This window comes from Citromicrobium bathyomarinum (genome assembly GCF_021021475.1).
GTDB classification, from domain to species: Bacteria; Pseudomonadota; Alphaproteobacteria; order Sphingomonadales; family Sphingomonadaceae; genus Alteriqipengyuania; species Alteriqipengyuania bathyomarina.
Window position 1 is genome coordinate 400821 of the sequence record NZ_JAINWL010000001.1, and the last position, 12913, is coordinate 413733.

General features: G+C 65.3%; 12 protein-coding genes and 1 pseudogene. 1 reads left to right on the plus strand and 12 read right to left on the minus strand.

Annotation, left to right across the window (positions count from 1 at the left end; translation table 11 throughout):
• Positions 1 to 164: 164 nt before the first annotated feature.
• Both rpsO and truB read right to left on the minus strand, forming a co-directional pair.
• Positions 165 to 434, minus strand: a complete 270-nt coding sequence (rpsO, locus tag K7H93_RS02010) for a 30S ribosomal protein S15 (RefSeq protein WP_010239920.1) — start codon at positions 432 to 434, stop codon at positions 165 to 167.
• Positions 435 to 439: 5 nt separating this feature from the next.
• Complete coding sequence (gene truB, locus K7H93_RS02015; RefSeq protein WP_230783142.1) at positions 440 to 1465, minus strand: tRNA pseudouridine(55) synthase TruB; 1026 nt, start codon at positions 1463 to 1465, stop codon at positions 440 to 442.
• A 69-nt stretch (positions 1466 to 1534) separates the two neighbouring features.
• On the opposite strand from truB, the gene glpD reads away from it, so the two are divergent.
• On the plus strand, positions 1535 to 2998 hold the full coding sequence (gene glpD, locus K7H93_RS02020) for a glycerol-3-phosphate dehydrogenase (RefSeq protein ID WP_230782198.1): 1464 nt from the start codon (positions 1535 to 1537) through the stop codon (positions 2996 to 2998).
• Here glpD and K7H93_RS02025 read toward each other — a convergent pair.
• The 10 genes and pseudogenes from K7H93_RS02025 to K7H93_RS02070 all read right to left on the minus strand — a co-directional run bounded on the left by K7H93_RS02025 (position 2995) and on the right by K7H93_RS02070 (position 12912).
• Positions 2995 to 3723, minus strand: a complete 729-nt coding sequence (locus K7H93_RS02025; RefSeq protein ID WP_230782200.1) for a site-2 protease family protein — start codon at positions 3721 to 3723, stop codon at positions 2995 to 2997. The genes glpD and K7H93_RS02025 overlap by 4 nt on opposite strands.
• Before the next feature lie 6 nt (positions 3724 to 3729).
• The gene (locus K7H93_RS02030; protein ID WP_230782201.1) at positions 3730 to 4329 is read right to left on the minus strand and encodes a thymidine kinase; all 600 of its coding nucleotides are present in this window, start codon (positions 4327 to 4329) and stop codon (positions 3730 to 3732) included.
• Between the two features lie 23 nt (positions 4330 to 4352).
• Positions 4353 to 4766: a 30S ribosome-binding factor RbfA gene (rbfA, locus tag K7H93_RS02035; RefSeq protein WP_230782203.1), complete on the minus strand. Its 414-nt coding sequence runs from the start codon at positions 4764 to 4766 to the stop codon at positions 4353 to 4355.
• Positions 4767 to 4815: 49 nt separating this feature from the next.
• Positions 4816 to 5091: pseudogene (locus K7H93_RS02040) on the minus strand (PaaI family thioesterase); the annotation flags it as partial.
• Positions 5092 to 5222: 131 nt separating this feature from the next.
• Positions 5223 to 5378 (minus strand): hypothetical protein, encoded by a 156-nt coding sequence (locus K7H93_RS02045; RefSeq protein WP_230782205.1) that lies wholly within the window; start codon positions 5376 to 5378, stop codon positions 5223 to 5225.
• Positions 5379 to 5697: 319 nt separating this feature from the next.
• Positions 5698 to 8277, minus strand: a complete 2580-nt coding sequence (infB, locus tag K7H93_RS02050; protein WP_230782207.1) for a translation initiation factor IF-2 — start codon at positions 8275 to 8277, stop codon at positions 5698 to 5700.
• Positions 8278 to 8328: 51 nt separating this feature from the next.
• Positions 8329 to 9036 (minus strand): DUF448 domain-containing protein, encoded by a 708-nt coding sequence (locus K7H93_RS02055; protein WP_054523910.1) that lies wholly within the window; start codon positions 9034 to 9036, stop codon positions 8329 to 8331.
• Entirely contained in the window at positions 9017 to 10690 is a 1674-nt protein-coding gene (nusA, locus tag K7H93_RS02060; protein ID WP_010239941.1) for a transcription termination factor NusA, read from the minus strand. The genes K7H93_RS02055 and nusA overlap by 20 nt, the downstream gene beginning before the upstream one ends.
• Positions 10690 to 11256 carry a ribosome maturation protein RimP gene (rimP, locus tag K7H93_RS02065; RefSeq protein ID WP_230782209.1) on the minus strand — a complete coding sequence of 189 codons (567 nt, stop codon included), beginning with the start codon at positions 11254 to 11256 and terminating at the stop codon, positions 10690 to 10692. Before rimP ends, nusA begins: the two co-directional genes overlap by 1 nt.
• 183 nt (positions 11257 to 11439) lie before the next feature.
• Positions 11440 to 12912 (minus strand): M28 family peptidase, encoded by a 1473-nt coding sequence (locus K7H93_RS02070; protein ID WP_230782211.1) that lies wholly within the window; start codon positions 12910 to 12912, stop codon positions 11440 to 11442.
• Position 12913 lies beyond the last annotated feature (1 nt).

The window sequence follows — 12913 nt, forward strand, 5'->3', positions numbered from 1 at the left end:
TCTGACCCGCCAGCCTTATTGCACGGCGGGGCCTACTGCCGGGGATACCGTCCCGGTCCGGTGCGGGGCGCTTCATATGCCCCAGTTGACCGCGCCCTGCCGGATTGCAGGATCACGGATAGACGAAGGGGCGGCCCATTCGAGCCGCCCCTCCGAGAAAACTCTTACTTGCGAAGACCCAGCTTCTGGATCAGCGCGTTGTACCGCTCGACATCTTTCTTCTTGAGATAGGCGAGCAGGTTGCGGCGCTTGTTGACCATCATCAGGAGACCACGACGGCTGTGATTGTCCTTGTGGTTATCCTTGAAGTGCTCGGTCAGGTTGCGGATCCGTTCGGTCAGGATCGCGACCTGCACTTCGGGACTGCCCGTGTCGTTGTTGCCCTGGGCGTTGTCCTTGATGATCTCTTGCTTGCGCTCGGCAGTAACCGACATTCATTCTACTCCGCGACATCTGGAAAGTTGAAACCCCGCACGATTCGCATCGTGCCGCCTTCGATCTCCACCAGCGCAACCGGGACGCTGCCCGATTTCGCAAAATAGAGCCCGTCGGCATGGGGCAATCCGGAAAGGACCCGGCCCTGGCGGGCCGCCTGCGCTTGCTCCGGATCGAGGGAAAGGGCCGGGATGTCGTCCAGCCCCGCCTCTATCGGCAGGAGTAGGTCTTGAAGCTGCGCGCCGTTACCGATTTCGCCCAGTTTGTCCAGCGAAATCGCCTGTTCCTCGGCGAACGGGCCTGCGCGCGTTCTTCTCAAGTAGGTAACGTGCCCCCGCGTGCCAAGGGCCAGCGCGATATCCCGTGCAAGGGACCGGATGTAGGTGCCCTTGCTGACCGTCGCCTCCAGTGTAACGCTCTCGGCAACTTCGAGCGGTGCGGACGGATCGAACGGGTCCGGGCGGCCGGTGGTGGTCTGGAAGGTGGATTCGAGATCTTGATCCTCATCGGACGTTCCGGTCCGCGGGCTGGATGCTGAAACGAGTTCAGCATGACGGTAAAGCGCCAGCGAGTGAATCGTCACCTTGCGCGCCTTCAGCTCGACGTCTTCCCCTGCCCTCGCCAGGTCGTAGGCACGCTTGCCGTCGACCTTCAGCGCCGAAAAAGCCGGCGGCACCTGCTCGATCGGGCCGGTAAAGCGGTCGAGCACGCCAGCCACCGCAGCCAGCGGAGGGAAGCGGTTCGAGCGCGCGATGACCTCGCCCTCTGTATCGAGCGTGTCGGTCTCCTCGCCGAACTGGATCGTGAAGACATAGGTCTTGGTCGCATCGAGCATGCGGCCCGCCAGCTTGGTCGCCTCGCCCAGAGCGATCGGCAGCACGCCTTCGGCCAGCGGGTCGAGCGTGCCGCCATGACCGATCTTGGTCTTGGCATAGCCACCTTCGCGCAAGGTTCGCTTCACCGCGCTGACGCCCTGGGTCGAACCCATTCCGCGCGGCTTGTCGAGCACGATCCAGCCCGAGGGCGGCATCTTCTTGTCTTTGTCGTTCACGAAACCCGCCTAGCCAAACCGCGCCGGATAGGCCAATTGCTTAGGTGTATGAGCGAGCCTTTCGACCTTCTCGTGATCGGTGGCGGCATCAACGGCGCCGGTATCGCCCGCGATGCTGCGGGCCGCGGCCTGTCGGTGCTGCTGGTGGAGAAGGACGATCTCGCCGCGCACACCTCCAGCGCCAGCACCAAGCTGGTCCACGGCGGCCTGCGCTATCTCGAATATTACGAGTTCCGGCTGGTGCGCGAGAGCCTGCAGGAGCGCGAGGTGCTGCTGAGCAACGCGCCGCATATCATCTGGCCGATGCGCTTCGTTCTGCCCCACCATTCCGGCCTGCGCCCCGCCTGGCTGCTGCGGCTCGGCCTGTTCCTGTACGACCATATCGGCGGGCGAAAGCTGCTCCCACCCACCAAGAGCGTGAACCTGCGAGAGCCGCCGCACGCCATGATCCTCAAGCCCTTTCTCAAGCGCGGGTTCGAATATTCGGACTGCTGGGTCGAGGATTCGCGGCTGGTCGTGCTCAACGCGCTCGATGCGAAGGAACGCGGGGCAGATATCCGCACGCGCACCGAATGCACCGGGCTGGCGCGCGAGGGCGACCTGTGGCGCGCAACCCTGCACGACGGCGCTAGCGAGACTCAGATCAGCGCGCGGATGGTCGCCAACGCCGCCGGGCCGTGGGTCGATCAGGTGTTGCAGCGCGCGCTCCACCGCAACACCCCCGCCCACCTGCGACTGGTCAAGGGCAGCCACCTGATCGTGCCCAAGCTGTGGGACGGTGCGCATTGCTACATCTTCCAGAACGGCGATGGGCGAATCTGCTTCGCGATCCCCTACGAACAGGACTTCACCCTGCTGGGCACCACGGACGAGGCGTTCGAAGGCGACCCCAACGAGGTCGCGATCAGTCAGGACGAGGCCGCCTATATCTGCGCGTCGGTGAACGAATATCTCGCCACACAGGTCCGCCCGGAGGACGCGGTGTCGAGCTATTCGGGCGTGCGCCCGCTGTACGAGGATGCGGCGGCCAGCGCCTCCGAAGTCACCCGCGACTATGTGTTCGAAGTCGATGATGAAGGCGGCGCGCCGATCCTGTCGGTCTTCGGCGGCAAGATCACGACCTTCCGCAAGCTCGCCGAACATGCGCTCGAAAAGCTCGCCGTCGGGGGCAAGCCGTGGACGCACGACGCGCGTCTGCCGGGCGGAGACATGCCGGTGGCGGGCCATGCAAAAGTGGTCGCCGCCTGCGCGTGGTCGGGCCTGCCCGAACATGTCCTCGCGCGGCTCGTGCGTGCCTACGGCATTCGGATCGCGGATATCATTGGTAGCGAAGCGGCACCGGCGGATCTTGGCGCAGAAATCGCGCCCGGCGTGTTCGAGGCAGAGTTGCGATACCTGCGCGATGTCGAGTTCGCCCGTACCGGCGAGGACGTGCTGTGGCGGCGCAGCAAGCTGGGTCTGCATCTGAACGAAGCAGGCCGATCGGCCATCGCCCGCTGGTTCGACGCCTAGGCGGGGGTCTGCCCCGCAATCCAATCGGCAAGGCGCAGGAATTGCTCCAGCATCCATTCGACCGGCGGGCCGATGGTGTTGGAAATTATGCCGGTATCGGGAAACACCCACACCACCGCGATCAGCACCACGAACAGGATCATCCCGACCTGCTGCAGCTTGTTCCAGTACACCGCCCAGCTGCGCGGCAGCAGGCCTTCCACAATGTGCGACCCGTCGAAAGGCGGGATCGGCAGCAGGTTGAAGAAGGCGAGGAACACGTTGATCAGGATGAAGAAGAACAGCGCACTGGGGATCAGCGCGATTGCCCCGTCCGCTCCGGTAACCTGCGGCAGGCCGGTATCGCTCGACGCGAGCATCGCGCCGTCGGGCGCGCTCAGGCCGAACAGCACCGCGCCGATCAGCGCGAGCAGCAGGTTGGTCAGCGGCCCTGCGGCGGCGACCAGCATCATCCCGTAGCGCGGATTGTTCAACCGACCACGCACCACCGGCACCGGCTTGGCCCAGCCGAAGATCGGCCCGCCGACCAGCGCGAGAAAGCCCGGCACCAGCAGCGTGCCGACAGGGTCGACATGCCTGATCGGATTGAGCGTCAGCCGCCCGCGATCATAGGCAGTGGTATCGCCCAGCAGCATCGCGACCCAGCCATGCGCCACCTCGTGGCAGACGATCGCGACGATCAGCGCAGGGATCAGCAGCGCGGCAAATGTGAGGGTGTCGGTCATGCCCGCCTATGTGGGGTCGGCGGGGGCGGAAACGAAGTGCATCCGGCACACCGCAACATAGCGCTCGTTCCCGCCGATCTCGGTCTGCGCGCCGTGCGTCACCGGCTCGCCGGCATCATCCACCCGCTGGTTCATCGTCGCCTTGCGTCCGCAGTGGCACACCGCCTTCATCTCGACGAGCTTGTCGGCAATGCCCAGCAGCGCTGCCGAGCCGGACCATAGCTGGCCCTGAAAATCGGTCCTCAGGCCGTAGCAGATCACCGGGATATCGTGCCGGTCGGTCAGCCGGGCCAGCTGCCACACCTGATCGCGGGTCAGAAACTGCGCCTCGTCCACCAGCACGCAGGCGAGCTTGGGATCGGCCGGACCGCGCCCCGCAGCCTCCTCGCGCACGCGCGCGGCGACATCGGTTTCGGGGGTGAAGCGGTGCGCATCGCTGGTCAGGCCGATCCGGCTGTTGATCGCGCCGAACGCCGGGCGATTATCGACCGCGGCGGTCCACAGCGAGACGTCCATGCCCCGCTCGCGATAGTTGAACGCGGTCTGCAGCAGCAGCGCGCTCTTCCCCGCATTCATGCTGGCGTAGTAGAAATAGAGCTTGGCCATCGGCGGTGTCGCAGCGGGGCCGCCTATTCTTCCCCGTCGCCCGGATCGTCGTCCAGATCGCGCGCGACCTTGGGGTCGCTCAGCAGGCGTTCGATACGGTCCGCCTCGTCGAAACTCTCGTCCGGGCGGAACTGCAGCTTGGGCGCGAATTTCAGGCCGAGGCGCTTGGCCACTTCGCGCTGGAAGAACGCGGTATTGGTGCGCAGCGCCTTGACCACGACATCCTCATCCTCGCCCAGCAGCGGCTTTACGTAGACGCTGGCGTGCTTGAGGTCGGGCGTCATCTTCACTTCGGTGACGCTGACCGAGTGCGCGCTCAGCGTCTCGTCGTGCACCTCGCCCCGAGTGAGCAGTTCGGACAGGATGTGCCGCACCCGCTCGCCCACCTTGAGAACGCGGACCGATTGCTGTTCGGCGGAAAATTGCTGTTTTGCCATTATGCCGCACGACATAGGCATGCGGGGGCGCGCGCTCAATCCCCCGGCGCTAGTCGCGCCCTGGCACGTGTGTAGGAATCGCGGTGGAGGTGGCGCGGGCGAGCAGTCGGCCCTCGGAATCGAACAGCTCGCCTTCGAGGAAAGCGACCTTGCGCCCCGCCTTCACCACGCGTCCCTTGGCGGTGATCCGCTCGAGCGGGACCATACCCACGAAGCTGATGTTCATATCGAGATTGAGCGGCAGTGCGGCATTGTCGCTATGCGCAAGCAGCGCGGCACCCATCACCTCGTCTAGGAAGCCCGCGATCAGGCCGCCCTGCACCGCTCCGCGTGGCGAGGCGAAGCTGGGTGGCGGATCCTAGGTGAAGGTCACTTCGCCCTTCTCGGCATCCCATGACTGGAACTGCGACCCCATGAGCTCTGCCGACGGCGAGCGCCGGGTCTTGAAGAGTTCGGTCACCGATCGCGGTCTTTCTCGGACAGGCGATCGAGAATCCTGGACAGAAGCAGAGATTGGCGACGCTGCTCCTTCACCATCGAAACGATTCCCCAGATAAGGATCAGCGCGAAGACGATGGATATCATCCCGCTTACGAATGCTGCGAATGGCATGACCTGCTCCTGACGTCCCTAACCCTTCGATCGAGACTAACGACTGGGACGAGGGGCTACAACGTCTGCCCGGGCTTCTTTGCGCGCTTGCTCCGGAGCCGCCAGGCCATCAGCTGAGCCGAGCATGAGCGGTCATGAAGAGTTCGCACATGGTAACGCCGAAGCTAGGGGGAGAGCGAAGCCTATAACGACGATGGGGAGGCAACCATGCGTTACGCCGCTATCGACGTAACGCCAGTTGCGCCCCCACCAGGTCTTCTTCTTTTCACGCTCTTCGGAGTTGCGCTTTCGAACTCGGATCTTCGGCGTACCTCGTTCCTTACAGCGTCCGTTCACGCTCCTCGACTTCGAAGACTTCGAGCTGGTCGCCCGGCTTGATGTCGTTCGTGTCTTCCAGCACCACGCCGCATTCGAGGCCTGCGCGGACTTCGTCGACGTCGTCCTTGAAGCGCCGCAGCGAGGCGATGGTGGTCGACGAGACGATGACATCGTCGCGGGTGAGGCGGGCGTGGAGACCCTTGCGGATAACGCCTTCCTCGACCAGCAGACCGGCCGCCTTGTCCTTCTTGCCGGACTTGAAGACTTCCTTGACCGCTGCGCGACCGACGACGTGTTCGATCCGCTCCGGACCCAGCTCGCCCGCCATCTCCTTCGCGATCTCTTCGGTCAGGTGGTAGATGACGTCGTAATACATCATCCGCACGCCTTCGCGTTCGATCTGCTGGCGCGCCTTGGCGTTGGGACGCACGTTGAAGCCGATGATCGGCGCATTGCCGGCAGCCGCCAGCGTCACGTCGTTTTCGGTAATCGCGCCCACGCCCGAGTGCAGGATGCGCACCTTGATGTCGTCGTTGGACAGGTTGGTGAGCGCGGTCTTGATCGCCTCGACCGAGCCCTGCACGTCCGCACGGACCAGCAGCGGGAACTCGATCGCCTTGTTGGCAAGCCCGGCGAACATCGCGTCGAAATTGGTCGGCGCCAGCGCGGTGCGCTGCTCGTTCGCCTTGTCCTGACGATATTCGGCGACTTCGCGCGCACGCTGCTCGTTCTCGACCACGGTCAGCTGGTCGCCGGCATTCGGCACCCCGCCGAGGCCGAGGACTTCGACCGGCATCGAAGGCCCGGCTTCCTTGATCTGCTTGCCCTGATCATCGATGATCGCACGGACGCGCCCGCTCATCGTACCGGCAACCAGCGCGTCGCCCTTCTTGAGCGTACCGCGCGTGACCAGAACCGAGGCGACCGGGCCACGGCCCTTGTCCAGCTGCGCCTCGATCACGGTGGCTTCGGCCATGCGATCGGGGTTGGCCTTGAGCTCCATCAGCTCGGCCTGCAGCGCGATCTTTTCGAGCAGTTCGTCGAGCCCGGTGCCCTTGAGCGCGGAAATCTCCACGTCCTGCACGTCGCCCGACATCGCTTCGACTATGACTTCCTGTTCCAGCAGGCGCTCGCGCACCTTCTGGGGGTTGGCGTCTTCCTTATCCATCTTGTTGATGGCGACGATGATCGGCGTCCCGGCAGCCTTGGCGTGGCTGATCGCCTCGACCGTCTGCGGCATGATGCCGTCGTCGGCGGCGACCACCAGCACCACGATATCGGTGACGTTGGCACCGCGTGCACGCATCTCCGTAAAGGCGGCGTGGCCAGGCGTGTCGAGGAAGGTGATCTTGTCGCCGTTCTTCGTCTTCACCTGGTAGCTGCCGATATGCTGGGTGATGCCACCGGCTTCGCCGCGGGTCACATTGGTGCCGCGCAGCGCATCGAGCAGGCTGGTCTTGCCGTGATCGACATGGCCCATGATCGTGACCACGGGCGGACGCGGCTTCAGGCTTTCTTCCGGATCGACATCCTCTTCGGCCTTGATGTCGATATCGGCATCGGAGACCTTCTGGATGTTGTGGCCGAACTGCTCGACCAGCAGTTCCGCAGTGTCCTGGTCGATCGTCTGGTTGACGGTGACCGCCATGCCCAGGCTGAACAGTTCCTTCACCAGATCCGCGCCCTTTTCGGCCATGCGGTTGGCGAGTTCCTGCACGGTGATCGCCTCGGGGACGACCACGTCGCGGACCTGCTTCTCGCGCGGCTTGGACGAGCCGCCGCCCTGTATCCGGCGTTCCTTCTCACGCGCACGCTTGAGCGCCGCGAGGCTGCGGGCGCGGCGGCCCTCGTCCTCGTTGAGCGCCTTGGTGACGGACAGCTTGCCGGAACGGCGCTTGTCGGGCCGCTCTGCCGCGCGAGCGGGTTTGTCTTCCTTCTTGGCCTTTTTCTCGGGCTTCTTGGGCTCGGGCCGCTGCACGGGAGTAAACTTGCGCGCTGCGGGCACCGCCTTGCCGGTGGACGCGGGCTTGGCGGCCTCTTCGGGCTGCGCAGCTTCCGGCTCGACCTCGGCTGCGGGGGCCTTGGGCGGAGCCTTGGCTTCTTCCTCGGCCCGCTTGGCAGCTTCTTCTTCTGCCTTGCGGTTTTCCTCGGCGCGCTTCTTCTCGTCCTCGGCGGCCTGGCGGGCCTTCTGGTCGTCACGCTTGCGCGCCTCTTCAGCCATCCGCAGGCGATCTTCCTCGGCCTCACGCTGGAGCCGGGCGACGCGTTCCTGCGGAGTTTCGTCGGCAGGCGCTGCCTTCTTGGGCGCAGGCTTCTTCGCCGCGGGCTTGGGAGCGGGCGCAGGCGCAGGCGCGGGGGCCGGAGCAGGCGCGGGCGCTGCCTCAGGCGCTTTCGCTTCTTCGGCGGACGACGGAGCCGGTGCGGCCTCGCCGGGCTTGAGGATCTTGCGACGACGCTTCACCTCGACCGCGACCTTGTTGGTGCGTCCGTGGCTGAAGGTCTGCTTGACCTCGCCCGATTCCACGCTCCGCTTGAGGCCAAGCGGTTTGCGGGTCCGGGTGTTGTTTTCGTCGTCGCTCATAAAACTCGTTTCTTCCTTCAGTCACATCGTCGCGAAAAGAGAGGCCCCCGTCTAGGTGGCCCCGTCCCCGCTCACGTCTTCGCGGGCACCCGCAGACGCATTCCTATAATGCAGCAGGCGCGTCAGGGCCTGATCGACCCGCTTTGCCGCCTCTTCGTCGGCGAGCGCCAGATGGACGACATTGTCGCGGCCCAATGCCACAGACAGCGCCGCACGGTCCAGTGGCAAGCGCGTACCGCCCTCGCCCGAACCTTCGCGATCCATCCCCACACGCCATGCCTGGTCCAGCTTGGCGGTACCGCCATCGCTCGCATCGCTGGCGTGATAGAGCGCACTCAGCACTCCGCCGCGCGCATGCTCGGCAATCCGTTCGGACCCCAAGATAAGGTGTCCGCTGCGCATTTCGAGCCCCAGCCGGTCGGTCAGGGTGCGTAGCAACCCCGCATCGATCTGCGCGGGCAGATCGTCGGGCACGCGGGGAGGCGCGGATTTGAACGCGCGGGCCAGCGCTCCCTTGAGCTTGCCCTTCTCCATCGCGGTTTCAAGCGCGTCGCGCGAAACGCCCAGCCATGCGCCGCGACCCGGCGCACGCGCGCGCGGATCGGGCAGCACGTCACCATCGGGTGAGATCGCGAGACGAATCAGTTCGTCCCGCTCGCCGTGGCGTCCGGTCAGGATGCACTTGCGCTCCGGCGATTTCCCGCCGGGGCGCGTGCGCTCAGTTGTCGGCGTCAGCGACTCATTGTTCGGAGTCCGCATCGGCGGCCTCCTGGTCTGCACCCTCGGATGCGGTTGCGGGCTTGGCCGGTTCTTCATCTTCGAACCAGTGCGCGCGGGCAGCCATGATGATCTCGTTGCCCTGCTCTTCGGTCAGGCCGTATTCGCCCAGCACGCCGCCCTTGTCCTGCTCGCGCTGCGGACGGTCGCGCCGCATCGGCGGGCCATCGGCGTTCGCATTGTTGCGGCGACGCGGAGCTTCGCGTTTCTTGGCGATCAGCTCGTCGGTGGCGAGATCGGCCACATCGTCGAGCGTCTTGAGCCCGGCCTTGCCCAGCGTGACCAGCATCGCCTCCGACAGGTGCGGCAGGTCGGCCAGCGCGTCCTCGACGCCCAGTTCGCGGCGCGCCTCGCGGTGCGCGGCCTCCTGCCGTTCGAGCGCTTCGGTCGCGCGGCTCTGGAGTTCCTCGGCCAGCTCTTCATCGAAGCCTTCGATCATCGCAAGTTCGTCCAGCTGGACGTAAGCGACTTCTTCCAGCTCGGCGAAGCCTTCGGCGACGAGCAGCTGCGACAGCGTTTCGTCGACGTCCAGCTCTTCCTCGAACATCTTGGAGCGAGCAGCAAATTCCTTGCTCTGCTTTTCCGAGGCTTCTTCCTCGGTCATGATGTCGATCTGGTTGCCGGTCAGCTGGCTGGCGAGGCGCACGTTCTGGCCACGGCGACCGATCGCCAGCGAAAGCTGGTCGTCGGGCACCACGACTTCGATGCGGCTCTCGTCCTCATCCAGCACAACGCGGCTGACAGTGGCAGGCTGGAGCGCGTTGACGATGAAGGTCGCCTCTTCCTCGCTCCAGGGAATGATGTCGATCTTTTCGCCCTGCAGTTCCTGCACGACGGCCTGCACGCGGCTGCCCTTCATGCCGACGCAGGCGCCGACCGGGTCGATGCTGGAGTCGTGCGAGATCACGCCGATCTTGGCGCGGCTGCCCGGATCGCGGGCGGCGGCCTTGATCTCGATGATGCCGTCGTAGATTTCGGGCACTTCCTGCGCGAACAGCTTCTTCATGAAGTCGGGATGCGCGCGGGTCAGGAAGATCTGCGGACCGCGGTTGTTGCGCTCCACCTTGCTGATCAGCGCGCGGACACGTTCGCCGACACGGGCGGCTTCGCGCGGGATCTGCTGGTCGCGGCGGATCACGCCTTCGGCACGGCCGAGGTTGACGATCACGTGGCCGAATTCGACCGACTTGATGACGCCGGTGATGATCTCGCCCGCGCGATCCTTGAATTCGTCGTACTGACGCTCACGCTCGGCATCGCGGACCTTCTGGAAGATCACCTGCTTGGCGCTCTGCGCGTCGATGCGTCCCAGATCGACCGGGGGCAGCGGGTCGACGATGAAGTCGCCCACGGCGGCGCCGTCCTGCAGCTTCTGCGCCTGCTTCAGGTCGACCTGCTTGAAATAGTCTTCGACCTCTTCGACCACTTCGACGACGCGCCACAGGCGCAGGTCGCCGGTCTGCGGGTCGAGCTTGGCGCGAATGTCGTTTTCCGCACCATAGCGGTTACGGGCCGATTTCTGGATCGCCTCTTCCATCGCTTCGATGACGATCGACTTGTCGATCATCTTTTCCGAAGCGACCGAGTTGGCGATCGCGAGGAGCTCCGCGCGGTTGGCGGAAATGGCAGTGGCCATCAGTCGTCAGCCTTTTCTTGTTGGTCTTCTTGTACTTCCTCGGCACCCGTGGTGTCGAGCGGTCTGGTCGCGGCGATCAGCTCGTCGGTGAGGACGAGCTGCGCCGAATGGATCTGGTCGCGCGGGAGTTCGACGTCGCCCGCCTTGCGGTCGGTGATGGTGACGATGTCGCCACCAATCCCCTTCAGGATGCCGCGATAGTTGCGCTGGCCTTCATAGCCCTTGGCCATGGAAATCTTGGCCTCGTGCCCTGCCCAGTCGGAAAAGTCCTTGGTACGGGTCAGCGGGCGGTCGATCCCGGGCGAGCTGACTTCGAGGTGGTAGGCCCCTTCGATCAGCACGTCGCCCTGCTCTTCCAGCGCGTCGATCCTGGCAGAGACGGCGCGGCTCAGCGCGGCGCATTGTTCGATCACCAACTGCCCGGTCGCCGGGTCTTCCGCCATGATCTGCAGCGCCTGCGTGCCATCGCCGGCTTCGGACGGCATCATCTTCACGCGCACGAGTTCGAATCCCAGGGCCTGCGCCTCGGGCTCGATAATCTGTGTCAGTCGCGCGATATCTGCCATTCGGTCTCCGTTTCGTTTCCGGTCTGCATGGCCATGCGGCTTGGCGCCGGTGCCTTTCGGCCCGGCCCAACACGGTGCCAGCAATGTCGGGATGGCCGCTAGTTAGGCGCAGTTCGGGCAAAATGCAACGCCGTTCGATGCTAATTTGCGGCTTGGTATGCACTACGGTGGAAAGACGCGCCGCTAGTCCCCGCCCCCGGGATAGGTCTTCAGGCTCGCGAAATAGCGGATCAGCGCGGCATGCAACAGCGTATCTTCCGCCGCACCGCCCAGTTCGACACCTCTCGCCGGATCATCGCTCGCGCGGTGATAGTCGCTGCCCATGAAGCTTTCGAAATCAGCCCGGTCGGCAAGCGCGCTGGAGACCAGCACGGCGGGCACGCCCTCGACCAGCAGCGCCCAGCCATCCTGCCGGGGCAGAAAGGCATCCTGCAGGTCCGAAGAAACAATCTCGCGCCCCTGCACGCGCGCGACCTCCGATATTCCGTAATCGAGCGCGGTCTTGCCAGCGCCGAGCACCACCACCGGCGTCCCGCGCGGTGCGATCGCCATCGTGTCGAGGTTGAACGCCGCCGCGATCGTGGGCAGCGGAACCGGCGGATCGGCCACGAAAGCCTTCGCGCCGAGCAGGCCCAGCTCTTCCGAACTGGTGGCAAGGACGATCACGTCGCGGTCGAGCGGGCCGCCCTGCAGCGCGATCCGCACCGCCTCGATCATCACCGCAAGGCCGCTCGCATTGTCGACCGCGCCGTTGCACAGCCGATCGGTCGCATCGGGCGGCCCGCAATCATCGCCCAGATGATCCCAATGCGCCAGCAGCACCACTGTGCCCGCGCCCGGAACCCGGCCCGGCAGGCGGCCGATCACGTTGGCGGTCTCGATCCGCTCGACCTTCTGCGCGATGCTCGCCTTCAGAATCGTGTCATAGGCGATCAGGCCAAGGCCATCGGGATGCCGCTTCGCATTCGCGCCGATCGCGTCGCTCAGGCCGGCGCTTGCCTGCGGGGAGAGAAGCAGCACGGCAGGGCCGGAGGTATCGCTCCCCAGCCGCCAGCGCCCACGCGAGATCAGGCCGGCGGTCTTTTCATATTCCTCGGCCGTCTGCGTAGTGACGATAAGCGCCTTGGGCGCTGCAGCCTCGAATTTGGAGAACAATCGCGGAAGCTCGGCCGCAGGCACCCGCACTGCGCGATTGACCAGTGAGCGCGGCTGCAATTCTTCGGAGTCGGGATCGAGGCCCACGATCGGCACGTCGGCAAGGTTGGCATCGTCCCGGCCGGGATCGACCGCAATCAGCCCCTGCGAAAGCGACACGCTGCGCGAGCCCCGCGTGGCCGTAGCCGTGCTTGACCCCGCTTCTTCCGACGGCTGGCGGCGCACGAGGGTGAAATCCTGCGTCCAGTCGCCCTCGCCCGCACCAGGCTGCAAGCCGATTTCGGAATAGCGCTGGATCAGCCAGCGCTGCGTCTTCGCTTCGCCCTCGCTGCCGGGATAGCGGCCACCGAAATCATCGGCTGCCAGCGTGCCGATATCCTCCGCCAGCCGCTCCTCGACCATGTCGAGCGAAGGGCCGGTCTGCGGCGCGGGCACGGTGGCGCAGGCGGCGAGCGAAAGCGCCGCCGCACCCACGGCGATGGTGCGCGAAAGGGCGATCATG

Coding starts and splice junctions, on each gene's coding strand:
- rpsO (WP_010239920.1), bottom strand. CDS start 434: ATGTCGGTTACTGCCGAGCGCAAGCAAGAGATCATCAAGGACAACGCC.
- truB (WP_230783142.1), bottom strand. CDS start 1,465: ATGCCGCCCTCGGGCTGGATCGTGCTCGACAAGCCGCGCGGAATGGGT.
- glpD (WP_230782198.1), top strand. CDS start 1,535: ATGAGCGAGCCTTTCGACCTTCTCGTGATCGGTGGCGGCATCAACGGC.
- K7H93_RS02025 (WP_230782200.1), bottom strand. CDS start 3,723: ATGACCGACACCCTCACATTTGCCGCGCTGCTGATCCCTGCGCTGATC.
- K7H93_RS02030 (WP_230782201.1), bottom strand. CDS start 4,329: ATGGCCAAGCTCTATTTCTACTACGCCAGCATGAATGCGGGGAAGAGC.
- rbfA (WP_230782203.1), bottom strand. CDS start 4,766: ATGGCAAAACAGCAATTTTCCGCCGAACAGCAATCGGTCCGCGTTCTC.
- K7H93_RS02045 (WP_230782205.1), bottom strand. CDS start 5,378: ATGCCATTCGCAGCATTCGTAAGCGGGATGATATCCATCGTCTTCGCG.
- infB (WP_230782207.1), bottom strand. CDS start 8,277: ATGAGCGACGACGAAAACAACACCCGGACCCGCAAACCGCTTGGCCTC.
- K7H93_RS02055 (WP_054523910.1), bottom strand. CDS start 9,036: ATGCGGACTCCGAACAATGAGTCGCTGACGCCGACAACTGAGCGCACG.
- nusA (WP_010239941.1), bottom strand. CDS start 10,690: ATGGCCACTGCCATTTCCGCCAACCGCGCGGAGCTCCTCGCGATCGCC.
- rimP (WP_230782209.1), bottom strand. CDS start 11,256: ATGGCAGATATCGCGCGACTGACACAGATTATCGAGCCCGAGGCGCAG.
- K7H93_RS02070 (WP_230782211.1), bottom strand. CDS start 12,912: ATGATCGCCCTTTCGCGCACCATCGCCGTGGGTGCGGCGGCGCTTTCG.